The sequence below is a fragment of the Shouchella tritolerans genome (genome assembly GCF_025770735.1).
GTDB lineage: Bacteria > Bacillota > Bacilli > Bacillales > Bacillaceae_D > Shouchella > Shouchella tritolerans.
The window spans coordinates 736,691-757,873 of the sequence record NZ_JAODPB010000002.1 but is presented as its reverse complement, the minus strand read 5'-3'; the positions used below and the strand labels follow the sequence as shown (position 1 = coordinate 757,873).

At 45.7% G+C, this 21,183-nt stretch carries 22 protein-coding genes; 15 read left to right on the top strand and 7 right to left on the bottom strand.

The annotated features are described in order from the left end of the window. Positions 1–8 precede the first annotated feature (8 nt). Both nth and N6H06_RS10170 read left to right on the top strand, forming a co-directional pair. Positions 9–668 (top strand): endonuclease III, encoded by a 660-nt coding sequence (gene nth / locus N6H06_RS10175; protein WP_263706257.1) that lies wholly within the window; start codon positions 9–11, stop codon positions 666–668. 89 nt (positions 669–757) lie between these two features. Next, on the top strand, positions 758–4,336 hold the full coding sequence (locus tag N6H06_RS10170) for a dynamin family protein (protein ID WP_263706378.1): 3,579 nt from the start codon (positions 758–760) through the stop codon (positions 4,334–4,336). Positions 4,337–4,528: 192 nt separating this feature from the next. On the opposite strand, the gene N6H06_RS10165 is transcribed toward N6H06_RS10170, so the two are convergent. Both N6H06_RS10165 and recU read right to left on the bottom strand, forming a co-directional pair. After that, positions 4,529–7,369 (bottom strand): penicillin-binding protein 1A, encoded by a 2,841-nt coding sequence (locus tag N6H06_RS10165; RefSeq protein ID WP_212953641.1) that lies wholly within the window; start codon positions 7,367–7,369, stop codon positions 4,529–4,531. Between the two features lie 3 nt (positions 7,370–7,372). Beyond that, the gene (recU, locus tag N6H06_RS10160) at positions 7,373–7,996 is read right to left on the bottom strand and encodes a Holliday junction resolvase RecU (protein ID WP_062746713.1); all 624 of its coding nucleotides are present in this window, start codon (positions 7,994–7,996) and stop codon (positions 7,373–7,375) included. A gap of 163 nt (positions 7,997–8,159) precedes the next feature. On the opposite strand from recU, the gene N6H06_RS10155 reads away from it, so the two are divergent. Next, on the top strand, positions 8,160–9,062 hold the full coding sequence (locus N6H06_RS10155; protein WP_062746714.1) for a DUF2515 family protein: 903 nt from the start codon (positions 8,160–8,162) through the stop codon (positions 9,060–9,062). A 60-nt stretch (positions 9,063–9,122) separates the two neighbouring features. On the opposite strand, the gene N6H06_RS10150 is transcribed toward N6H06_RS10155, so the two are convergent. Continuing rightward, positions 9,123–9,236 (bottom strand): spore protein, encoded by a 114-nt coding sequence (locus N6H06_RS10150; protein ID WP_153020515.1) that lies wholly within the window; start codon positions 9,234–9,236, stop codon positions 9,123–9,125. Positions 9,237–9,433: 197 nt separating this feature from the next. Between N6H06_RS10150 and racA the strand changes: the two genes are divergently transcribed. Together racA and N6H06_RS10140 are read left to right on the top strand one after the other, a co-directional pair. Next, on the top strand, positions 9,434–9,943 hold the full coding sequence (racA, locus tag N6H06_RS10145; RefSeq protein WP_263706253.1) for a chromosome-anchoring protein RacA: 510 nt from the start codon (positions 9,434–9,436) through the stop codon (positions 9,941–9,943). A 43-nt stretch (positions 9,944–9,986) separates the two neighbouring features. Continuing rightward, positions 9,987–10,361, top strand: coding sequence for a YppE family protein (locus N6H06_RS10140; RefSeq protein WP_062746717.1), 375 nt, complete (start codon positions 9,987–9,989; stop codon positions 10,359–10,361). A 95-nt stretch (positions 10,362–10,456) separates the two neighbouring features. Here N6H06_RS10140 and N6H06_RS10135 read toward each other — a convergent pair whose 3' ends face one another. Continuing rightward, the gene (locus N6H06_RS10135; protein WP_062746719.1) at positions 10,457–10,657 is read right to left on the bottom strand and encodes a hypothetical protein; all 201 of its coding nucleotides are present in this window, start codon (positions 10,655–10,657) and stop codon (positions 10,457–10,459) included. A 195-nt stretch (positions 10,658–10,852) separates the two neighbouring features. On the opposite strand from N6H06_RS10135, the gene ilvA reads away from it, so the two are divergent. From ilvA to N6H06_RS10105, 6 genes are read left to right on the top strand one after another with little or no spacing between them, the layout of a single operon-like run. Continuing rightward, positions 10,853–12,097: a threonine ammonia-lyase IlvA gene (ilvA, locus tag N6H06_RS10130; protein WP_263706248.1), complete on the top strand. Its 1,245-nt coding sequence runs from the start codon at positions 10,853–10,855 to the stop codon at positions 12,095–12,097. A 57-nt stretch (positions 12,098–12,154) separates the two neighbouring features. After that, the gene (locus N6H06_RS10125; protein ID WP_062746722.1) at positions 12,155–12,679 is read left to right on the top strand and encodes a type 1 glutamine amidotransferase domain-containing protein; all 525 of its coding nucleotides are present in this window, start codon (positions 12,155–12,157) and stop codon (positions 12,677–12,679) included. Between the two features lies 1 nt (position 12,680). After that, positions 12,681–13,619 (top strand): ribonuclease Z, encoded by a 939-nt coding sequence (gene rnz, locus N6H06_RS10120; RefSeq protein WP_062746724.1) that lies wholly within the window; start codon positions 12,681–12,683, stop codon positions 13,617–13,619. Then, on the top strand, positions 13,612–13,938 hold the full coding sequence (locus N6H06_RS10115; RefSeq protein WP_062746726.1) for a thioredoxin family protein: 327 nt from the start codon (positions 13,612–13,614) through the stop codon (positions 13,936–13,938). Before rnz ends, N6H06_RS10115 begins: the two co-directional genes overlap by 8 nt. Next, a complete protein-coding gene (locus N6H06_RS10110; protein WP_062746728.1) occupies positions 13,922–14,368 on the top strand; it encodes a BrxA/BrxB family bacilliredoxin in 447 nt (148 codons plus the stop codon). Before N6H06_RS10115 ends, N6H06_RS10110 begins: the two co-directional genes overlap by 17 nt. A 56-nt stretch (positions 14,369–14,424) precedes the next feature. Beyond that, a complete protein-coding gene (locus N6H06_RS10105; protein ID WP_062746729.1) occupies positions 14,425–14,835 on the top strand; it encodes a TlpA disulfide reductase family protein in 411 nt (136 codons plus the stop codon). Positions 14,836–14,872: 37 nt separating this feature from the next. Here the strand turns inward: N6H06_RS10105 and N6H06_RS10100 are convergent, their stop codons facing one another. Further along, entirely contained in the window at positions 14,873–15,598 is a 726-nt protein-coding gene (locus tag N6H06_RS10100; RefSeq protein ID WP_062746731.1) for a metallophosphoesterase family protein, read from the bottom strand. A 149-nt stretch (positions 15,599–15,747) separates the two neighbouring features. Between N6H06_RS10100 and N6H06_RS10095 the strand changes: the two genes are divergently transcribed. Genes N6H06_RS10095 through N6H06_RS10080 form a run of 4 tightly spaced genes read left to right on the top strand, consistent with a single transcriptional unit; the run spans position 15,748 to position 19,080 of the window. Beyond that, positions 15,748–16,866: a conserved virulence factor C family protein gene (locus N6H06_RS10095; RefSeq protein ID WP_062746732.1), complete on the top strand. Its 1,119-nt coding sequence runs from the start codon at positions 15,748–15,750 to the stop codon at positions 16,864–16,866. Positions 16,867–16,881: 15 nt separating this feature from the next. After that, the gene (locus tag N6H06_RS10090) at positions 16,882–17,100 is read left to right on the top strand and encodes a hypothetical protein (RefSeq protein WP_263706240.1); all 219 of its coding nucleotides are present in this window, start codon (positions 16,882–16,884) and stop codon (positions 17,098–17,100) included. A 47-nt stretch (positions 17,101–17,147) separates the two neighbouring features. Beyond that, positions 17,148–17,630 (top strand): PH domain-containing protein, encoded by a 483-nt coding sequence (locus N6H06_RS10085; RefSeq protein WP_263706238.1) that lies wholly within the window; start codon positions 17,148–17,150, stop codon positions 17,628–17,630. Continuing rightward, positions 17,623–19,080, top strand: a complete 1,458-nt coding sequence (locus N6H06_RS10080) for a PH domain-containing protein (RefSeq protein WP_263706236.1) — start codon at positions 17,623–17,625, stop codon at positions 19,078–19,080. The genes N6H06_RS10085 and N6H06_RS10080 overlap by 8 nt, the downstream gene beginning before the upstream one ends. Positions 19,081–19,162: 82 nt before the next feature. Here N6H06_RS10080 and N6H06_RS10075 read toward each other — a convergent pair whose 3' ends face one another. Further along, a complete protein-coding gene (locus N6H06_RS10075) occupies positions 19,163–20,167 on the bottom strand; it encodes a DUF2777 family protein (RefSeq protein ID WP_062746739.1) in 1,005 nt (334 codons plus the stop codon). A gap of 85 nt (positions 20,168–20,252) precedes the next feature. Beyond that, entirely contained in the window at positions 20,253–21,176 is a 924-nt protein-coding gene (locus tag N6H06_RS10070) for a hypothetical protein (RefSeq protein ID WP_238583307.1), read from the bottom strand. Between the last annotated feature and the right edge of the window lie 7 nt (positions 21,177–21,183).

Here is a 21,183-nt window from a genome sequence, read left to right as displayed (position 1 = left end):
GTTTCGCGATGTTGTCAAAAAAAGATACACAATATGCAATTGATCAAATGGGAGAGCTATTTCCAAATGCTGAATGCGAGCTAACCCATTCCAATCCGTTTGAGTTGTTAATTGCAGTTGTCCTTTCTGCCCAGTGTACCGATGCACTCGTCAACAAAGTAACGCCGAAGTTGTTTGCCAAATATAAAAAGCCAGAGGACTACGTGCAAGTCCCTTTAGAAGAATTGCAAGAAGATATCCGTTCCATTGGCCTCTACCGAAATAAGGCAAAAAACATTAAAAAGTTGTCTCAGTCTCTGCTTGATCATTTTGATGGACAAGTGCCAAGAGAGAGGGAACAGCTTGAGTCCCTTGCTGGTGTCGGTAGAAAAACAGCGAATGTCGTGACAAGTGTCGCTTTTGGCGAGCCGGCCATTGCCGTTGACACCCATGTAGAGCGAGTCTCAAAACGCCTTGGCATTTGTCGTTGGAAAGACAATGTCCGCCAAGTTGAAGAGACGCTAATGAAAAAAATCAAAAAAGAAGATTGGTCCGATGCCCACCATCGACTGATTTTTTTTGGCCGCTACCATTGTAAAGCGCAAGCACCGAAATGCCCGACATGTCCTCTTTTAGATATGTGTAGGGAAGGGAAAAAGCGCATGAAAAAAACCATGGTTGAAGCATGAACAAAAGCACGCGCAAAAAAGCAAGAGCTGGCGCACTAAATTTTGGAAGTACGATAGAGAAAATAGAAAGGAAGACAGAAGTGAGCGGAATGACTGGAACGACGACTGTAGAGTGGACAGAAAAAGAAAAGCAAAATTGGCAGGCGATTGAGACAAAGCAATCGTTTCGCCTTGCTTTTAGCGGCCATTTTTCCGCCGGGAAATCGACGCTTCTGAATGAGCTTCTCGGTGCGCCTCTGCTGCCAACAAGCCCTATTCCGACAAGCGCAAACCAAGTGATCATTGGCCAAGGTGACATTCGTGTTGTATTAGAGAAAGCAAATGGCGAAGAGGAAAACTGGCAAGGGGCAATTGATTGGGATGCTGTCAAACGTTCAGGCATGGACGGCACCCAAATCAAACGGCTGCGCATTTATGCCCCTGTTCCTTTTTTAAAACATGGCAGCGAACTTATGGATACACCTGGCGTCGACTCGACTGACCCTACGCATCAACGTGTGACATTCGATGCCCTTTATACAACCGATGCGATTGTATTTGTCATGGATTATAACCATGTAAAAGCGGAAACGAACCTCTATTTTTTAAAACAACTTAGCACAGAAGGAAAGCCTCTGTTTTTAGTGATTAACCAAATTGATAAACATGAAGAAGGAGAACTTTCGTTTGCTGCGTACAGGGAAAGTATTGAAAACACGCTTAAAGAATGGGGCATCCATTATGGATCGATTTATTATACAAGCATGAAAAACACAGATATGCATGAAAACGAACTAGTCCGGTTTAAACAGGAAATGAAAGCATTGCTTTTAGCTGGCAACCGCTTAGCGGAAGCAAGCAAAAACCGGTTAAAACACAGCTTTTATAAATCTGTACAGCGGCGTCTTCAGGAAGAAAAAGACGAAGCGGTGCATCTCCTTGATGAACAGGCCGCTGTACAGGGTGCCTCTTTCGATACGCTCCTTTCTTACCAAGAAGAATACGAGCGCCTTGAGCGCTTAAAGGATGCTCATCAAAACAGGCAGAGGCAATTCCAGGGGGAGTGGCAATCGCTTTTCCGACAAGCGACATTGTTTAATGCTGCGCTTATGGAACAAACGCAACAATGGCTGGAAACCCTTCAGCCAAACTTCCGTGTCGGTTGGTTTTTTTCTAAAAAGAAAACCAAAGAAGAGCGGATGCGGCTCCTGAAACAGCTAACACGAGCGTTAGACGATCAAATCCAGTCTCAGCTTGTTTTTCATGTCAAACGTTCTTTGCAAACGATTCCAGTAGACCGTTTAGCGAATAAAGAAGCATTTCTTGAAGCGGTTGAGCACACCGCTTTCCACATTGATGAGTCATTTTTAAGCAGGCACGCACCGACGGAAACAGTCGGGCGGGAGTACGCCTACCAATTTGCGAAAGAACGCACAGACGAGATTATCCGTGAAGTAAAAAAACGGGCTAATGCTGCTTTGGAAAAAGCACAAGCTGGCTTGCGAACAGCGGATGAGGTGGCGTTGGAAAAAGGCAAGGCTGAACTTGAACAGCATAAACGCCTGAAACCACTTGTCGAAAAATGGGTACAACTCAACCAAGCATATGCGTATCAAGCGGAAAGCCTTGAAAGTGCTGCGAAAAGAGTGAGCGACAACGGTGCATTTGAACAGGCGTTGCAGGAAGCACGAAAGCAGCGGCTGCCAGAAGACGAGCAACAACAGACAAATTGGGTAAAAGACATCGTCTTTTCAGACGAGACGCTTTTAGCTGCAGAGGAGCAAGCAAAGCCAACAGAGCAGCCGCGTTTTAGCCATGAACCAAACAAAAACGCTTTGCGTACACTGCTCCGCCAATATCAAGCGAACATATGGGGCAGCGAGTGGCGAGAGCGCCTTGAACGCCGCCTTAAGCAAATGGAGAAACAGCAGTTCACCATTTCTTTGTTTGGTGCTTTTAGCGCAGGCAAATCGAGCTTTGCCAACGCCCTGCTTGGCGCGGATGTCTTGCCAACATCCCCACATCCAACGACGGCGACGATCACCCATGTGCAGCAAGCAACCGATTCATTTAGCCATGGCACTGTCCAAATTCGGTATAAAGGCTATCAAGAGCTCGAACAAGAGATTGCCTCGATCGGCAAACTGTTGTCGCTCACTCTTACACCAGAAACACTAACATCCTTTAAGCTGGCAGGTGTCAAAACTGAAACAGCTGCTAAGAAGCAAGCGCTTGCCTATTTACAGACGCTTGCCGTTAGCTTGAAGCAAAGAGAAATGTTGTTATCGACAACGGCCACTGTTCCATTAACAGAACTTAGTGAACTTGTTGCCAATGAAGCCCATGCTTGTTTAATTGCCGATGTCTGCATTTACTACGATTGTCTTCTGACAACGCAAGGGCTGACGCTTGTCGATACACCTGGCGTCAATTCCATTCATGGTCGTCATACAAATGTTGCTTACGAACAAGTAAGGCGTTCTGATGCAATTTTTTATGTAACATATTACAACCATTCGTTTTCTAAAACCGATGCCCGCTTTATTGAACAACTTGGCAAAATTAATAAACAATTCACAAGCAACAAGCTTTACTTCGTTTTAAATGCGGTTGATTTAGCCGCTAATCAAAGCGAGCGAAAAGGGGTGGAGGCGTATGTGTTACGTTCGTTGCAAAGCGCAGGGGTAGAAGATGCTGCTTTGTACCCACTATCGAGCAAAATCGCCTTGGCCGAAAAGCAAGCAGGCAAGCCTGTAACTGGATTGTTTGCTGCATTTGAAAAGGAATTGTACGAAGGAATGCTCCAAACGTTTAAGCAGCTGAATGTTGACATTCTTTATGAAGAAGTCGAAGCGTATAGCCGCTATTTACAACAAATGGCTACTTATGCAAAAGCAGGAGCAGGGAGCCAAAAACAACATAAAGACGAAATGAGCGAATCGCTTGCGCAAATGTATGATGCGTTTTGTCGGGAAGCAGGGGAACCACTTAAACAGCGGCTCCAGCAAGAAGCTAGCGAATTGTTTCTTTATTTGCGCGAACGGATGCAATACATGTTACGTGATGGGTTTGGCGAACATGTAAATGTAGCGACTGTACAGGGAACGACCAAAAAAGCACAGCGTGAATCATTAGCAAAAGCGTTGCGCGAGTGGGGAGAAGATAGCAGTTCGTTTCTTGCCCAAGAAGCGAGGGCCACTGCCGTTCGTTTGACGTTATCGTTTAAACGCCACTATAGGCGCTGGCTGAAAGAGTGGGAGCAGGCGATTCAGCAATCTTATGAAGCATTTTATTTGGAAGAGCAAGAAACAATTACGTTTGCTCTCCAAGTGGAACCGGCTGATATTCGATTTGATTCTGAGCGATATGCAAAGAACTTCCAATCGCTTAAATCGCTGTTTGAAGGCGGAGAGCTGGACAATGTAAAAGAACAAGCGGCAGCAGAACTAGCTGCTTCGGCTGTTGCCTATGTACGCGATGAGGAAGTGCGTTGCAAGGAGGCGATCACCCAAGCGGTACAGACGGCCTTTATGACAGAGAAAGCTCGGATGGAAAGCGCGATTGCATTACAATTGCAACGACTTGAAACCATTAGTAGCCGGGAGTTTGCACAACAAATGGAGCAAGAAAACACCGCATTACAAAACTGGCTCGAACAAGAGACAGCAAACCAAAAGGCGCAGCCATAAGCTGCGCCTTTTGGTTGTCGACAAAGTCGATACCTGCCCTCAGACTGATAGAAAACGCTTGTCAGACGAGGAGTGCAGGCGAGGGAAGATGCGAATAGAACGTGGGTTCATGAGTATATGACCGAGACAAACGACGACGTATGCGAGCGTTTGGCTACAGTCTGAAGGCGCAGCCATAAGCTGCGCCTTTTGTTATTCCTCAGAACTGCTGTCGCTTTGAGTCGACGAACTTCCATCGGATGAATTGTCTGGCTCACTAGGCGGCGTTTCGTTTCCACTATTATTGTTGGTGTTTTCGCCGCCATTCGTGTTGTCATTGCCGTTCCCGCCGCTGTTTCCATTATCATTATTTCCATTATCGGAACCAGGGCTAGAATCGCCATCACCGCCGTTGTCCGTTCCGTCTCCGTTGCCAGCATCATTGTCATTGCCACCATCTGCTGGGTCCGTATCTGAATCTGCATCTGAATCTGAATCTGAATCTGAGTCTGAATCTGAGTCTGAACCATCGTTCTCATCATTGTTGTTTTCATCATCGTTGCCTTCATCTTCATCAGGCGGTGTTTCCTCGCCATCGTTTGGCTCTTCTTCCTCTTCTACTGGCTCTTCCTCTTCTTCTTCTGGTTCTTCTTCCTCTTCTTCTTCTTCTTCGGTCCCACCTGGAATCGTTGCTGTTACCGAAACAGCCGCACTTCGTAGGCCTGTTCCGTCCGTTGCCTGGGCTCGGACTGTAAAGGTATAAGATTCACCTGGTGTGACACCCGTTAAGACAGCTTTCATGCTACCTTCGTCTACATTTAGGGAGCCGCTGCTTACAGAAGTGGAGAACTTGACGTTATCGACTTCATCTCCAGGGTAAGACCAAGAGAACGTCACACTGTTTGATTCTTCGTTATACGAATAGCTGACGTTGGTTGGGTCAGAAATACTAGCAAATTCCTGGGACACTTGTGTAGGACCAGTGCCTTTGACAAACAGCTCTGTGACAATTTCACTGCTTGGCGTCCCTGCGCTTGGCAGCTTGCCAGTGCTGCGTTCGACACGCATCTCCACAACCGAGTCTGGCTTCACAAAATCAGGTGTATCTAAGCCTTGATGGACTTCCGTCATAATGTGTTTAAACATTCTTTGCGCTGTTTTGCTATGGTCGCTCGACAAATAGTTGCCTTCTCCATTTTGAGAAAAGCCGATCCAAACAGAGGCGGTATAATTGGTGCTATAGCCTGTAAAGGAAGAGGCTGGGAATCCCCCAGAAGGGATATTGTATTTCTGCCTCGTATCATCTGTATAGTTCGTCGTTCCTGTTTTTCCGGCAATCGGCACGCCAGGAATTTGTGCTTCTGTGCCTGTTCCGGCAGTGACGACCGTTTTTAGCATATCGGTAATCATGTAGCCCGTGTAGTCTTCCATCACTTGCGTTGGTTCAGGCTCAGTATTGAGTTCCCGGCCGTCTGGAAACACGATTTTGCGAATCGTATACGGTTCATGGTATTCGCCATTGTTTCCAAAAGCAGCATAAGCGCCGGCCATTTCTTTCGTAGATACTTCAGCGCCACCGAGTGCCGCTGATTCATAGCGCTCATTGTCATTTACGACAAACATTTTATCAAGGAAGGCAAAGGCATTGTCGACGCCTTCTTCATTGATTGCTTTTACAGCTGGGACATTTCGTGATTCTGCTAATGCTTGCCGCATTGTCATAGGCCCTTTGTGCGTCCGGTCATAGTTGCGGACCTCTTTTTCAGCTTCAGATTGGTAGTGGTATTCTTCATCGACGAAAATTTTAGCCGTTGACCATTGTTGATCGTTAATACCAGGAGCGTAAGAGAGCAGTGGTTTCATTGCTGAACCTTGCTGTCTACGGATGGTAGCATAATTTTCCACACGCGGGTCATTTTCGTCAATGCCATTTCCCATTGCGCGAATCGCGCCTGTTTGCGTTTCAAGCAGCGTAACACCTGCACGGAAATCTTCGCTTTCTGGGAAGACGAGATCGGCATATTCTCCCGATTTCATGACATGGTCGACATGTTCTTGCGCATCCATATCAAGTGTGGTGTATACTTTTAAGCCTGAATTGTAAATGTCATTTGTAGACAAGTCGCTCATTTCTTCCAGTTCGGTTAACACTTCATCGTAAAACGTTAAATACTCGGTGTCCTCGCCTTCAACATAATCGAGTTGCTCTTCAATCGGTGTATTGCGTGCTTCTTCTGCTTCCTCAGCGGTGATAAACCCTTCCCGTTCCATCCGGTCAATGACGACGTTACGCCGCTTTTCATTGTTTTCTGGGTTTCGGTGGGGATCAAAGTAACTCGGCCGCTGTGGAATGGCTGCAAGTACAGCAGCATCGGCAACGGTCAAATCGTTTAAGTCTTCCTTGTTGAAATACTTTTCCGCTGCTAATTGTACGCCGTAACCAGCTGAAGGCCCAAGGTTGATTTGGTTTAAGTACATTTCCAAGATTTCATCTTTTGTATAACGGCGCTCAAGCTGAATCGCCAAATACTGTTCTTGGATTTTCCTTGTCAATGCTTTTTCATTGGACAAAAATAAATTTTTGACAAGTTGCTGGGTAATCGTTGATGCTCCTTCAGCGCCAAAACCTTCGCGGAAATTGGCCACAACTGCCCCGCCGAGGCGCCGCAAGTCGACTCCAAAATGGTCATAGAAGCGATGGTCTTCCACAGCAATAAAGGCATTTTTCAAATGGTCAGGCATTTCGTCGATATTGGCATTTATCCGCTTTTCCCCAGAGGCTAGCGTATAAACTTGCTCATCATTCATATCAAAAATCTGCAACGATTGTGGCAGTGTCAATCGCTCTTCGTCAATATCAGGAGCTCCAGATATAATAGATGCAACGGTAATCCCGCCGCCAATAATGGCTAACCCGATTAAAATCGCCATAGTGATAAAGATTTTTTTCCATATGCTTCGTTTTTTCTTTCCACCATTCTTTGGCGTTTTGCCATTTTTGCCGCGACTTTGCGCTTTTTTGCGCTCCTGCCTTGATTTATACTCATCTGACATGTCTTACGTCCTCTCCTTTGCATCCCCGTTAAAGTAAACGGCGTCAAGCGTCCGCAAATAATCAATGGGCGGGTGCAGGCCCGTTTTTACTTGGTGTCCAAGTCGTTCAATCTCTGTTTTTTTGATCGATTTCCGTACGTCCTGATTGTCATAATAATCAATTAAATGTTTGGCATCAAGTAAAAAAACTTCTGCCGATTGAAAAAAGCGAATGAGCACAAAACAAATGCCGCCGTGTTTGCTGACTTCCCGCATGTGATCAACTTGGTGCGGGTGAATGTTTTTCAGCGGGAACGACGTTTTGTTTTTTGTTTCTTTTGCTTCAAAATCGATATAGGCGCCTCGGTAAACGCCATTATAATCTGTCGTTGAAGCTTGCTTAAAATAAGCTTCACGGATGACAGCTGCGCTTCGTTTTGGGTAGTCAACTTTGACAATTTGCACCGGTGTCGGTTTTTTATGGACGACTGCCCGCTGTTGGCTCAAATAATATAAATTCGCCTCGTCAATGTCCTGCTCGAGTGTCATACCGCGGCCGCTATATGTATCGGCAGGTAGTGGCTTTTTCGCCTGCCCTTGCTGAGGGCTGCGTGAGTAGGGCTGTCCATTCGGGTAGCGAATCGGCATTTGCCCACATCCTTTCCAAATCGCTTTTGTATGTTTTTTGTCTATATGCGGAAAGGTAACAAAGCATAGTCATTCTTACATTTTAGCATATTTGTCGTCTGAGTAGCGGAACAGAAAGCGCGATCTGTTGAAAAATTAACGAAAAAATGAGGGAAAGCATGGGATGAAAGGGATCATTCGCTTTAACAATGTCGATAATATTGCAAGGACAAAAGCATACGAGGCATTCGGCAGGCGCCATCCTGAAATTCGTTGGGCACGGCTTGCTGGAATCGTGTCCAGGAATGCGGGCTGGAATATGACTGACCTTGCCGGTGGCCCGTTAGCTGCGGTCTTGCCAAAAGAGACGAGACAAGCCATTGTCTCTGTTTATGAGCGTGCCAATTGGCTGATTTTTGCAGATGCCTATCCTCAATTGCAATTATATGCAAAATGGAAACGAACGAAGACTCCTCATTTTCAAGAGCTGGAACATTTCTTTGTGTCTCGTTTTATGATCGAAGAATGGCGTCGTTTTTGGGAAGAGCGTGATGAAATTAGGCTAATGACTGCTTTGATTATCAACGAACAGCTCATGTTGCAGACACGTTTTTTAGATGAGCCAGCACTAGAATCTTTTTTTCATTCTGTTTTTTATACGCTAAACGAGCTAGCCCATTTCAGCCATGTCATCTTGCCAACGCCAACTGGCTCAGGATACGCTGAGCCGGTGACGAATTTTGCCAATCCAACAGCACGTATTACGCTTGGCAAGCGAATCGGCGCTGTCCTTTACCACGAAGAGACCGAGTCAACCATTTTCCAATTTACAAACCAACAAGAGCCAACTGGGTCCCGGAAAGAGTATGACCGATTGGAAAAGGCGTTGCCGCTACGGCTTGTTTATCCGCGCTTTCGCCACAAGCCAGCCCCTCGCAATGATTGGGCCGTTAGCCAGGACCTAGAGGAAGTAGAATCGTTCTTTAAACCAATCCGTGTTAAGCCCGTTTTGGCAGAGAAACAGCGGAAATGGGCAAAATGGGAATTGGCATTACTAGCCCATGTCGATCGCTGGCGAACAAAATAAAAACTGCACCGGAAAAAAGGTGCAGTTCACTTTTATTTGTAGGGCTTTAGATTGCGCTCGTTATTCGGCTGGCCGGTTTGGACCGCCTAGTTTTTTATCGCCTGTATAGCGTGTTTTTTCATTGCTTGTTTGGTTTTTAGCGTTCGTTTTTCCTTGGCGATGATCTTTTTTCATTACGGAAAACCTCCTTTCCTTCAGTATGGATAAAAACCGATTCGTTTATGTGTTGTCGAAACACCGTGAATCGCCGCTTATTCCAGGAGAGAACGACTTTCTTTGTTGAATCCGTTCTAGTTTTGTCAACGGCGTAGGAGAAAAAAAGTGTAGGGCGAATCCGTTTTTAAGCAAATTGAGTTAAAGGAGGTCATTGCATGAAAACGAAAGAAATGTCAGAGGCGATTGGCGTAAATCCGACCACGATTCAAAGGTGGACCAAATATTTCAAAATTGATTGCGACGTAACGGAACAAGGGCATTTTCTTTATACCGAAAAACATCTGCAACTATTTAAAAAAATAAAGCGGGAGCTTGACGAAGGGAAGCGCATGAAGGACATCAACTTGAATGAACGCCAAGGGGTGCCATGTGTTCCTACAAAGCAATATGAAGCAAAGCTTGAAAAGATGATGGTGCAAGTAGACGCCCTCGAAGAAAAGCTAGCGACAAAGGCCGATGACGTTGTCAGCTACCAATTGCTCAAGCATCGAAGCGAGCTCGATGAAATGATGAAACTGGTCGGAACTCTTGAAGACAGGCTGTCGTTAATTGAAAAGCGGATGATGAGCCATCACCATCAAGAAAAGCAAGTCGTCAATGAACATGCGCCGAAGAAGGTAAAGCGCGGGCCGTGGAGATCGTTTATGAACTTGTTTGCCTTTTAAACAAAAAGATATGCTACACTTTTTGCTGTGGGAGGTGTAGCCGATGGATACTTTAAAGTCATTAACAGAGGAGCTCCTTGCTTTAACAGAGGAAGCCGAACAATACTATATTGAAGTGGTGAAACAGGATCCGACCTATGAAGTCGATTTTCATAATCGGGTCAAGCCGTTTGCCGATAAAGTTCAGCCTAAAGCAGCAGCATGGCTACCAATCGCAAAAGCATTTTTATTGAAAACCGATCCTCGGGATTTGCATGTCAGTCAGCTCGAGCAAACGGTTGAGAACTTGGATGTGGTTGCGATTAAGTCCTTTTATCCTTCATCTGGCATGAAGCGCCAGCGTGAAACGTTTAAATCGGTTCGTTATGTGCTAAGCAGTCTATTGGCTGAAATGGAACGAGCTGCGTCTGAACAATAGAACGTGCCTGAGTGAAGAGAACGACGACGTATGCAGGCGTTTGTCTACACATTGAAGCAAGCCCACACAAATGTGTGGGCTTGCTTTTTTCGCATTTAGCCTTTGTCCGTGATGGTTAAAAAAGCGAGAAAGGCAAGTGTAGCGACAGACAAAATGTTAAGGATGACGCGTATAAAACCATCATTCTCTTCAACTTGTTCAGTTGATTCCGCCGCAGCGGCAAGCACAGCAGGCTCATAAGCAAGCACAACAATGGCTACTATAAGAGCGGCAGCAAAGAGTCCTTTCTTTAACATCAGACCTCTCCTTTTCCAATAAAAACGGATATGTATCATCTGCAAACGTTCTCACTACCATTATAAAAGATCGCTCGTGCTTGTGCAAGATCTCCTTAGCTAAGGGTTTCAGAATTGGTGGACGTATGTTAGAATAAATACCATTGTATCTATACACATACCCGAGGGAATGTGCACGACGAAAGGACGTTTGTAATGACCACGCATTTACAGGATATTATTCGAGCAAATCAACAAATTAAAGATGTCGTGACGCATACACCTTTGCAAAAAGATCAGGTTTTGTCTGAACGATATGATTGCACAGTTTATTTAAAACGGGAAGACTTGCAAGTTGTCAGATCCTTTAAAATTCGCGGCGCCTATTACCAAATTTCTTCGCTATCAAAAGAAGAACTTGCTGCTGGTGTTGTATGCGCAAGTGCTGGGAACCATGCACAAGGGGTCGCCTACTCATGCCGCGCTTTAAGAGTCAAAGGTGTTATTTTCATGCCGACTACCACGCCAAAGCAAAAAGTCGCACAAGTGAAATTTTTTGGCAGGGACTATGTGGATGTCAGGTTAATTGGCGATACGTTCGATGATTCTTATGCGGACGCCATTCAATATTGCGAAGAACAAGAAATGACATTCATCCACCCATTTAACCAAGACAAAGTGATTGCCGGGCAAGGAACAGTCGGGCTTGAAATTATGAATGACATTGAGGAAACGCCAGATTTTGTGTTTTCATCAATCGGCGGCGGTGGGCTCATTAGTGGGACGGCTACGTATATAAAAAGCGTCAGCCCAACCACAAAAATGATTGGCTGTGAACCATCAGGTGCTGCATCAATGACGGAATCAATTAAGCAAGGCAACGTTGTTGAGCTAGATGAAATCGACAAATTTGTTGATGGAGCGGCTGTGAAAAAAGTCGGTGACAAAACACTGGAAATTTGCAAAGAACTGCTAGATGACATTATTCTTGTTCCAGAAGGCAAAATTTGTACGACGATTTTAAACCTTTACAATGAGAATGCGCTAGTTGCCGAACCGGCAGGGGCTATGCCTATTGCCGCCCTTGATTTGTATGCTGAACAAATTAAGGGAAAAGTCGTTGTCTGTATTGTGAGTGGCGGCAACAACGATATCGGGCGGATGGAGGAAATCAGAGAACGTTCGCTTATCTATGAAGGATTGCAGCATTATTTTATCGTCGAATTTCCACAGCGAGCTGGGGCGCTACGTGAATTTATTACCGATGTGCTTGGCCCAGAAGATGACATTACTCGCTTTGAATATACAAAGAAAAACAATAAATCGAACGGTCCAGTATTAATTGGAATTGAACTGAAATGCAGCAAAGATTATGATGGGTTGATCGAAAGAATGGAGAAGATTGGTTTTGCCTATAATGAAGTCAACAAGGATGAAAATTTGTTTTCTTTGCTTATTTGACTTCGCTGTTTACACGCAAAGCACGAATTAGAAATGGATTCAGAGGAGGAATGGCCCGTGCGTCTAAAAGGAAAGCGCGTTTTAGCTGCAGTTGATGCGGAATTTGAGGATTTGGAACTTTGGTATCCAGTCATTCGTTTGCAAGAAGAAGGGGCGGATGTCGTTTTTGCAGGGGCTGAAGCGAACAAAACCTATATAGGCAAATACGGAGTACCGGCAACGAGTACGATTTCTTTTAACGAAGCATCAGCTGACGAATTTGATGGTGTTTTAGTTCCTGGTGGTTGGGCGCCAGACAAGCTCCGCCGTTATCCAGAGCTTCTTTCCTTCATTAAGGAAATGGACAAGCAAAAAAAGCCGATTGGGCAAATTTGCCACGCTGGTTGGGTGCTCATCTCAGCAGGTATTCTTAATGGCAAGCGAGTGACGAGCACGCCAGGTATTCGCGATGATATGGAAAACGCTGGCGCTATTTGGCACGATGAGCCAGTTGTCGTTGACGGGCATTTGATTTCAAGCCGCCGCCCTCCAGATTTGGCTCCATATGGCAAAGCATTTGCCGACGCACTTGCAGGCCGATAAAATGGAACTGCATTTTTTAGGAACAGGCGCCGGTGTGCCTGCAAAAAAACGCAATGTCAGCGCCTTGGCGATTCGGTTTTTAGGGCGCAACGGGACGGTATGGTTGTTTGATTGCGGAGAAGCGACACAGCATCAGTTTCTTCATTCTCCGTTGTCTCTGGCGGCGGTTGAAGCAATCTTTATTACCCATTTGCATGGCGACCATATTTTGGGATTGCCAGGATTGTTAAGTTCCCGCTCTTTTCAAGGGGCGGAAACACTGCTAGATATTTACGGGCCAAAAGGGCTAGAGGCATTTGTAATGCAAGCATTGGAAACGACCAAAACGAAATTGCGTTTCCCGATTCGCTTCCATGTGCTTACAGAAGGCCGTATCCGTAACGAAGAAAAGTTAACGGTTGATGCATTGGCGCTTGATCATCCTGTGGAAAGTTACGCCTTTAGGATAAAAGAACAAGATAAGCCTGGAACACTCGATGCAGAAGCGCTAAAAGCAATCGGGGTTCCCCCTGGCCCCCTTTATGCGCAACTAAAAAAAGGGGAGACGGTCAAACTCGCTGACGGCCGCATCATTAACGGGAGTGCGTTTTTAGATGAACCGATTCGTGGACGAACAGTCGTCATTGCTGGAGACACGGCACCTATAAAGGCGATGGAGGCGTTTGCCTCTGGTGCTGATGTTCTTGTCCACGAAGCGACATTCGCCTCGAACAAAAAAGACGATGCTCATCTATATGGGCACTCGACCATAGCCGATACATGTGCGTTGGCTAAGCGCGCAGCCGTTGGCCAACTTATTTTAACCCATGTTTCCTCTAGGTATGCCCGGAATGAAAACGAATACCGCGATGAAGCGGCAGCGCTCCTCCCTAATGTCATGATTGCTGAAGATTTGTTCGTGTTTGAACTGGAAAAGGCAGGAAGAAAAAACCGTGATTAATATTCGTTACTCCGAGCTCTGCGCAGCCCTTGATGCAGGCAAAGATGGATGGGTCTATGTCCATTCACCTTTTTGCGGTGCCTGCAAAAAGGCAGAACGGATGCTGTCGATCATCGAGGAAAGCAAAGAAACGTTTTCATTTTGGCAAGTAAACATCCAACTTGCGCCGGAATGGGCGAGGAGCGCACAAATTGAAAGTGTGCCTGCGTTGCTTTATTATAAAAAGGGTCGCTTGCAAGCGAAAATATACCGACTTTTCTCTGTGATGGAGATCCTATCGAACATGAAGGAGGTAGAAAACGATGTCAATGGCTTATGAAGAATATATGCGCCAAGTTGTTCTGCCGATGCGCCAAGAACTGACTGATGCAGGATTTAAGGAATTGACCAGCGCCGAAGCAGTGGAAGACTATATGGCTGACGCTGAAGGAACAACGCTTGTCTTTATCAACTCGGTTTGTGGGTGCGCTGCTGGACTAGCACGCCCTGCTGCGATTTACTCTTTGCAACATGACCATACGCCAGACCACTTGGTAACGGTTTTTGCTGGCCAAGACAAAGAGGCGACTGCAGCCATGCGTAGCAAATTTCCTGACTATCCGCCGTCTTCACCATCGATGGCGTTGTTAAAGGGGACAGAAGTTGTCCATTTTATTCCCCGTGAAGACATTGAGGGTGCAGAACCAGAGGCGATTGTCCGTAATTTAGCGCTCGCATACAACGAACATTGCCAAAAACGTTCTTCTTAAAGGTGCTTGATGTTGTCGACAAACGGAAAGAGCGTTTTTCCTAAGGAGGGAAGGCGATGGATTTTTCATTGCCGCAACTTTCAACAAACCAAACATGGCAATTAAGTAAAGAAGCGGCAGGACGTGCGGTGATGCTGACATTTTGGACGAGTTGGTGCCCCGATTCTGAACGGGATTTGGCGGCGAAAATGCCACTTGCTGCCCATGCCGATCAAAACAAGCTGCAATTTGTCACAGTCAATGTAACAGGCCGTGAAGGCGATGTCGATTTACAAGCTTACTTACAAAAAAGAGGATGGGACTTTTTGGTTTTACAAGATCGCGGCACTGCTTTGTACGACCATTTCAACTGCAAAGGTGTGCCGACGACGGTCTTGCTTAACAATCGCCATGAACAAACAGCGCAGTTTGGAGAACAGGCGAAGTTACCTGAGATTCTCGCAGAGCTAACCTCGCTGATCGATTAGCTCAAAGTAAAAAAGCAAGCCATTTCGGCTTGCTTTTTTAATTAGGCCGTACCGCGTAATAAATCACTGCGCTCATTGCTTCAATATTCGGATAGCCACTTTGCTTGTAAATTTCAACAACATGTTCACGGTTATAAGGGACGCGATTTAATTGGACAGAGTGGCTGCCGTCCTCTATGTCCAAAATAATATAAGAAGCAAGAGGATGACCATCGAATGGCATGCCAACGCTACCAGTATTAATGACATTTTTGCCATGGAGGGAGCGGACATAAGGATGGTGGGTATGGCCGTAAACATAAATGTCTGCTTCATCACGGACCATGAGCTCATTTTCGATTTTTTCTGTTTCATCCCCATCAATGGCTGTAAATAACCCAGAGGGGCTTGCATGGAAAGCGTGGATGACCAAATCTTGCCCGTCGTCAATGATAAGTTCTGTCGGAAGGTTTTTTAAATAGTCCAAGTCTTCTTGGCTTAGGCGGCCAAGTGTCCAATCTCTTTCTTTGTTAAACATTTCAAGGCGCTCAACAGGCACTTCGCCATCTTTAAAGCCCCGCACGAGCCACTCATCTGCATTTCCTTTGATGACACGTGCGCCAGAAGCTTGTACGAGTTCTAGCACTCGTTTTGGTTCTGGGCCACGAAAGCAAAGGTCTCCTAATATGTACGTCTGATCAATTTGCTTCGTTTGCAAGTCATTCAAGACAGCTTCAAGCGCTGTAGCATTTCCATGAATATCCGATAAAAAAGCAAATCGCATAATTTTAAGCCTCCTTTTATCATATTGTAACAGATGTGGTGCAAAAATGTGTACTAGAACATTTAAAGCATAATCGTCGCGCTAGCAATCGCTTTTTAGGCTGTGGTAGTATGGAAAAAGAGGAAATGGTGACAAAGGAGGAAACATGGATGTATATTCGCTCAATTGAGCCCACACCAAGCCCGAATACAATGAAAATCAACTTAAGTGAAGCAGCAGCCGGTGCAAGCACAACGTACCAAGAAAAAAACAAAGCAGAGGCGCCGACTTTTATTCAACAGCTTTTTGACATAGAAGGGATCAAGCAAGTTTACCATGTTGGTGACTTTTTAGCAGTGGATCGATATCCAAAAGCGGATTGGAAAGCGATTTTGCCGCAAATTCGTAAACAATTTGGCGAAGAACCAGACGAGCAAGCTAAAGCCAACAACCTACATGATGGCTATGGCGAAGTTCAAGTGCAGATCCAAATGTTTAAAGGCATTCCCATGCAAGTAAAGGTATCAGACGGCGAAGAAGAAGTGCGAGAAGGACTTCCTGACCGTTTTGCCCAAGCTGTAGCGCAAGCACAGCTTCCAAACGACAATGTGGTGTTAGAGCGGAAATGGGAAGAGCAAGCGCCTCGTTATGGGGAGCTAGCAACCATTGCGAAAGAAGTAGCTGCTGAAATAAGCGCTGCTTACCCTGAAGCAAGGCTCGACAGCTTAATCAAGCTTGCTAAAGGAGAAAAAGCGGCAGCCGAAAGCTTTGCCGCCCGCTTCAAAGAAGTGACACTGGAAATGTTGCAAGCAGAAGATTGGCGTGACCGTTATGCTGCGCTTGAACAAATGGATCCAAAAGAGAAAGACTTGCCAGTGTTGGAAAAAGCGCTCACCGATGAAAAAGCGTCGATTCGCCGTTTGGCTACGATGTATTTAGGGATGATCGAGACAGAATCCGTTTTGCCATTGCTTGAAAAAGCGTTGAAAGACCCTTCTGTCACTGTACGGCGTACAGCTGGCGATTGCATGTCAGATATCGGCTCTGAAAAAGCGATTCCAGCAATGATCGAGTCTTTAAAAGATGAAAGCAAAATCGTCCGTTGGCGGGCGGCAATGTTTTTGTATGAAGTAGGTACGGAAGAAGCGGTGCCTGCCTTGAAAGAAGCAGAAGACGACCCTGAATTTGAAGTCGCGCTGCAAGTGAAAATGGCATTGGCACGGATTCAAGGTGGCGAAGAAGCAAAAGGCTCTGTCTGGAAACAAATGACAGAGGCACGTAAAGGGTAAGGAAGGAGGATGGAAGTGGGAACGACCATTGATGATTTAATGGAAAAGCTTGAAAAAGAAGGAAAGGAAGACATCCTTGAGCTCATTGAAGATGCACAAAACGGCGAGCTTGAAGAAATCGAGTTGGTTGAATCGATTGGGCTGCTTGTCGATTTAGAAGAGAATAAGCGGCTGTTAGAATGGTTTAAACAACAAGGTGTCAACCTCATTTATGTAACGGATGATGAAGAGTGACCAGCTTGCCAGTCGGTAAAGCTGGTCAAAAAGGAGGCATCATAAGCATGAGAGGGCAACCGCAATTGCGACTGCCGAGAAAGGCGATCAACGTGTGGCGCCTGCAACATGCAATCGATACGCTGCTGCTAGCTCTGGTCCCGATCGGCTATTATTTTGCACAAAGATACATATTTCTGTCCTTTTATGAATGGCTAACATGGTGGTTAGCAGGAGCTGTTGTGATGTATGGCATCGTTCGAATCGGAATTTGGCCGCTCGTGCAGTGGCGTCGTTTCCGCTATGAAATTTTTGATGATGAAATTGATATCCAACAAGGCGTATTAGTGGTGAGGCGGACGCTTGTGCCAATGGTGCGTGTCCAACATGTCGACACGGAGCAGGGGCCGATTCTTAGGCGTTACAAAATGGCCACAGTTTCGATTACGACTGCTGCGACCACACATCGCATTCCAACTTTATTTTTAAACGATGCGGACTCGTTGCGTGACCAAATTTCTAAACTTGCCGCGGTGCATGAAGATGAATGAGCTAAAGCGCCAACATATTGCCGCGATTCCGATCCAGTCCGCAAAAGGGGTTTGGCAGATCGCGGTGCCTTTTGCCATTGTTGCGTTGTTGCAGCAAATGCTGTTTTATTTTTTCCTCGCATTGTGTGCGCTCATCCTCATCTCTACCGTTTTTAGTTGGCTGAGTTGGTTCAAATTCCGCTACCGCCTTGAAGCAGGAGAGCTATACGTAGAACGGGGCGTTTTCGTCAAGAAAAAACGCTATATCCAAAAAAAACGAGTGCAAGCGATTCATATTTCCGCAGGTTTGTGGCAACGATTATTTGGACTTGTGAAAGTAAGCATTGATACTGCCGGCGGAGGAATGGAAGCAGAAGCTGAGTTTGTTGCGGTAACGAGGGCAGAGGCGGTCCGTATTCGGGCTGAGCTGTTAAAGGAGTTAAAAGAAGAAGAACATAGCGGCCAAAACGACGGGGAACTTAACGAAGCACAAAGCGAAATGGAAACTGAAACAGAAACCAAACCGTTAACAGTTTGGCATTTGGGTACAAAACGGCTCATTTATGCTGCCTTAACATCAAGTGGAATCGGCCTCGTCATTTCTGCAGTGGCAGCAGTATTGTCGCAAGTTGGCCAGTTTATACCAGATGACATATACGAAAATACGTTTGATTATGTGATCGGTTTAAGTCTTATTCTCCTGCTCATTCTGGCTGTCGCCGTGCTGCTCCTATCGTGGATCATTTCAAGTGTGCTAACGATTTTAACATATGGAAATTTTAAAGTGAGCACCTATAAAAAGGAAATGGTGATTGAGCGAGGGCTAATTGAAAAGCGTCAACTCACGTTAGCTTATCGTCGTATTACGGCCGTTCGGATCATCAAAAGCATCATTCGCCAACCGTTTGGCTTTGTTTCTGTGTATGTCGAGTCGGCAGGGGGAGGCACGAACAAAGAACAAGGCTCCACTTTGCTCGTCCCGTTAATCCACGAACGTGACTTGCCTGCTTTTTTGGAACAGACACTGCCTGAATATGTGTTTGAACGCCCAATCGAATCAGCTCCTAAACGAGCGGCGATCCGCTTTTTTTTGCGGCTGCTCATCCTTCCGCTTGTAGCCACTTGTGTGACAAGTTATTTTTTCGGTGCGATTGGACTGATTGGAGGAACCGTTGTGGTAGCAATTGCGGCTTTGTTTGCTTGGCTCCAATACCGAGATGCTGGAGCGGGCAGCAATGACGCATTTATTTGGCTTCGGTCACGGACAATTGGGCAAACGCTCGTCATCTCGCCTAAACAAAAAGTCCAGTCAGTAACAAAACGAGTCTCCTTCCTGCAAAAGCGGAGCAAGCTGGCCCATTTTGAAATGTTTGTCCAGTCGAGCTTGGCTGGCAAGTCCTTTTACGTGCCAAATGTAAGCGATGAAAACGCTGACGCGTTGTTCCACTGGTACTCTTATCAATCAGACTAGAATGCACGGGGTAACAACGAAAGATGGGGGCGTTTTTTTCCACAGTTTAAAGCCAAGAACCTTTGTCAGGTTCTTGGCTTTTTTAAAACCGAAATGCGTTCGTATATAGGGAGATGGTGCGTTTGCCTTTATCGGTTGTAAACTCAAAGCGGTCGTACACAGGCTGTCCGCTTTCCAATGTCAAATTTCGTTTAAAATGATGCTGCACAAGAACAAAATGTTCATCTGTTTGAAATGTGAGGAAGTTGACTCCTTGGAAGGAGGTTTCATTTTCTCCATTCAACAGTTGTTCCAACAAGGAATTATAGCAATGAATCAAATCGCGGTGTGAAACATCGTGAAGCTGTAAATTGTATTCAAACCCTTGCAAGGCGACAGGGTCGAGCTCCTTGCGCAAAATGTAATAAGGGTCGAATTGTTTTTGGTCAATTAAAATAACGGTATTTTCTTCAGGGATATAGCGAATGCCATTGTCGCGGACAAACACGCCATCGCCTTCATAGCGGCCTGAAACGAGTTTGCCTTGTTGGTGCCAAACATACTCAAAATGGGAAGGAGTCAAATAAAGGCTTTCCCCTTTGCTGTCAATAAGCACATAGTGGTTATCGCGAAAATGGAATGTGTATTCATTATAAAAGGGCGCTTCGTCATTTCCAGCGTTATGGCCTTTCGTCCGCTCTGTACGCCGCTTTTGGCTAGTCAACGTTTTGATGTATACTTCCAACGCCTCTAGTTCAGCTGACGGTGCAGAAGCATCATTTTTCAAGCGGATGTAGCGCCGTTTCAAATCAGTTAAAACGGAATCCAAGTAAGGCTCAATTTGGATTTGCTGTGGTCTTTTTTTTAGCTGTTGGCTTCTGAAAAGGTCAATATCGCCTTCGTCGTATGGAACTTCGTGCAAGGCAATCGTATCATCTCGAAAGATGGAATCAGGCAACGACAAAACAGAGAATATCCGGACTTCCCCACGCCAAGGCTTTTTCGGTTCTGTAACAACGTTGACGAGTTCGCCTAAATAAACGCCGTCGACCCCAAGATCGACGATAAGCAACTGGCCAACCAACTGTTGGGCTTCCTTGCGGTCCATACAATCCTCACCTTTTAGCTTGTTTTAAATACTGTGCTGCGATTTCATTATAGCGAAAAAAACCACGCTTCTGCAAGCGCGGCCTTTATTCGTTTCGTTGGTCGCTTTGTGCTCCATAGCGGAGTTCCTGCAATCGCATCACATGTTCCATGCGCTCTATTTTCGTTTGTTCAAGTTCATCTTGCAAATGGATTAAAGTAAGTTCCATTTGCGACAACGAAACAAACACATTATCGCGCTGTTCGAGTTGGTTCTTTTTCGATAAAGCGAAATAGGCGCCCATTAAGTTAGGAAGGTCATCACGAAGCAATCTCCTAACCGTGTGTTTTTGTTCATAACCAAAAAGCGGAAAGTCGTCTTCTAGTTTTTCGACATGGGCAAGGATTCGTTTTAAGCGGTTGTCGAGCAGCGGATCGATCGATAATGTGTCCATTGCTTGAACGTAACGTCTCGCTTCTTGGGCAAGCACTTTAATGTCATTTGCTTGTTCTCGTTTTAACTGTTTTTCTTGGCCGTTTAAGCGATCAAGAGAGACATCGTCTGTCAATTTCGTCCCTACGTAGGCCAAATCCAGACGGTGAATGCCGTGAAAAATTCCTTGAAAAGCAGGGACATTGAGGAGCGAGCGTACGTGCATGCGCCCGTCCTTCAAGTAATGGATTGTCGCTTCTTTTATTTTCCCAACCCCATCAGAAGCCTTGACGTATTTACGGAAACAGACGATGCGAAGCCGTTTGTGGACAGGCGAACTCGATTGTTTCGTGTCGGCGACTACTAGCCGAATGTGATTATAGGTAATTTTAATGCGAATATCCCAATCTTTTTGCCGCCTGCGTACATTTTTGCGTTCATTTTTGCCTGTGGCATTATCTGCCATGCGTTTTAGTAAGCGTTCCGTGTCGTTGATGAAACGGATCGTTGTGTCATCTTGGATAATATGATCATCAACAGGACGCTTATGCGCTGGTGTGAACAACTCAACCAAGCGAGATGTTGAAAAAAACTTCAACGGAGTC

Excerpts from the sequence above, each read along its gene's own strand:
- nth (WP_263706257.1), top strand. The coding sequence starts at position 9 with ATGTTGTCAAAAAAAGATACACAATATGCAATTGATCAAATGGGAGAG.
- N6H06_RS10170 (WP_263706378.1), top strand. The coding sequence starts at position 758 with ATGACTGGAACGACGACTGTAGAGTGGACAGAAAAAGAAAAGCAAAAT.
- N6H06_RS10165 (WP_212953641.1), bottom strand. The coding sequence starts at position 7,369 with ATGTCAGATGAGTATAAATCAAGGCAGGAGCGCAAAAAAGCGCAAAGT.
- recU (WP_062746713.1), bottom strand. The coding sequence starts at position 7,996 with ATGCCGATTCGCTACCCGAATGGACAGCCCTACTCACGCAGCCCTCAG.
- N6H06_RS10155 (WP_062746714.1), top strand. The coding sequence starts at position 8,160 with ATGAAAGGGATCATTCGCTTTAACAATGTCGATAATATTGCAAGGACA.
- N6H06_RS10150 (WP_153020515.1), bottom strand. The coding sequence starts at position 9,236 with ATGAAAAAAGATCATCGCCAAGGAAAAACGAACGCTAAAAACCAAACA.
- racA (WP_263706253.1), top strand. The coding sequence starts at position 9,434 with ATGAAAACGAAAGAAATGTCAGAGGCGATTGGCGTAAATCCGACCACG.
- N6H06_RS10140 (WP_062746717.1), top strand. The coding sequence starts at position 9,987 with ATGGATACTTTAAAGTCATTAACAGAGGAGCTCCTTGCTTTAACAGAG.
- N6H06_RS10135 (WP_062746719.1), bottom strand. The coding sequence starts at position 10,657 with ATGTTAAAGAAAGGACTCTTTGCTGCCGCTCTTATAGTAGCCATTGTT.
- ilvA (WP_263706248.1), top strand. The coding sequence starts at position 10,853 with ATGACCACGCATTTACAGGATATTATTCGAGCAAATCAACAAATTAAA.
- rnz (WP_062746724.1), top strand. The coding sequence starts at position 12,681 with ATGGAACTGCATTTTTTAGGAACAGGCGCCGGTGTGCCTGCAAAAAAA.
- N6H06_RS10110 (WP_062746728.1), top strand. The coding sequence starts at position 13,922 with ATGTCAATGGCTTATGAAGAATATATGCGCCAAGTTGTTCTGCCGATG.
- N6H06_RS10105 (WP_062746729.1), top strand. The coding sequence starts at position 14,425 with ATGGATTTTTCATTGCCGCAACTTTCAACAAACCAAACATGGCAATTA.
- N6H06_RS10100 (WP_062746731.1), bottom strand. The coding sequence starts at position 15,598 with ATGCGATTTGCTTTTTTATCGGATATTCATGGAAATGCTACAGCGCTT.
- N6H06_RS10095 (WP_062746732.1), top strand. The coding sequence starts at position 15,748 with ATGTATATTCGCTCAATTGAGCCCACACCAAGCCCGAATACAATGAAA.
- N6H06_RS10085 (WP_263706238.1), top strand. The coding sequence starts at position 17,148 with ATGAGAGGGCAACCGCAATTGCGACTGCCGAGAAAGGCGATCAACGTG.
- N6H06_RS10080 (WP_263706236.1), top strand. The coding sequence starts at position 17,623 with ATGAATGAGCTAAAGCGCCAACATATTGCCGCGATTCCGATCCAGTCC.
- N6H06_RS10075 (WP_062746739.1), bottom strand. The coding sequence starts at position 20,167 with ATGGACCGCAAGGAAGCCCAACAGTTGGTTGGCCAGTTGCTTATCGTC.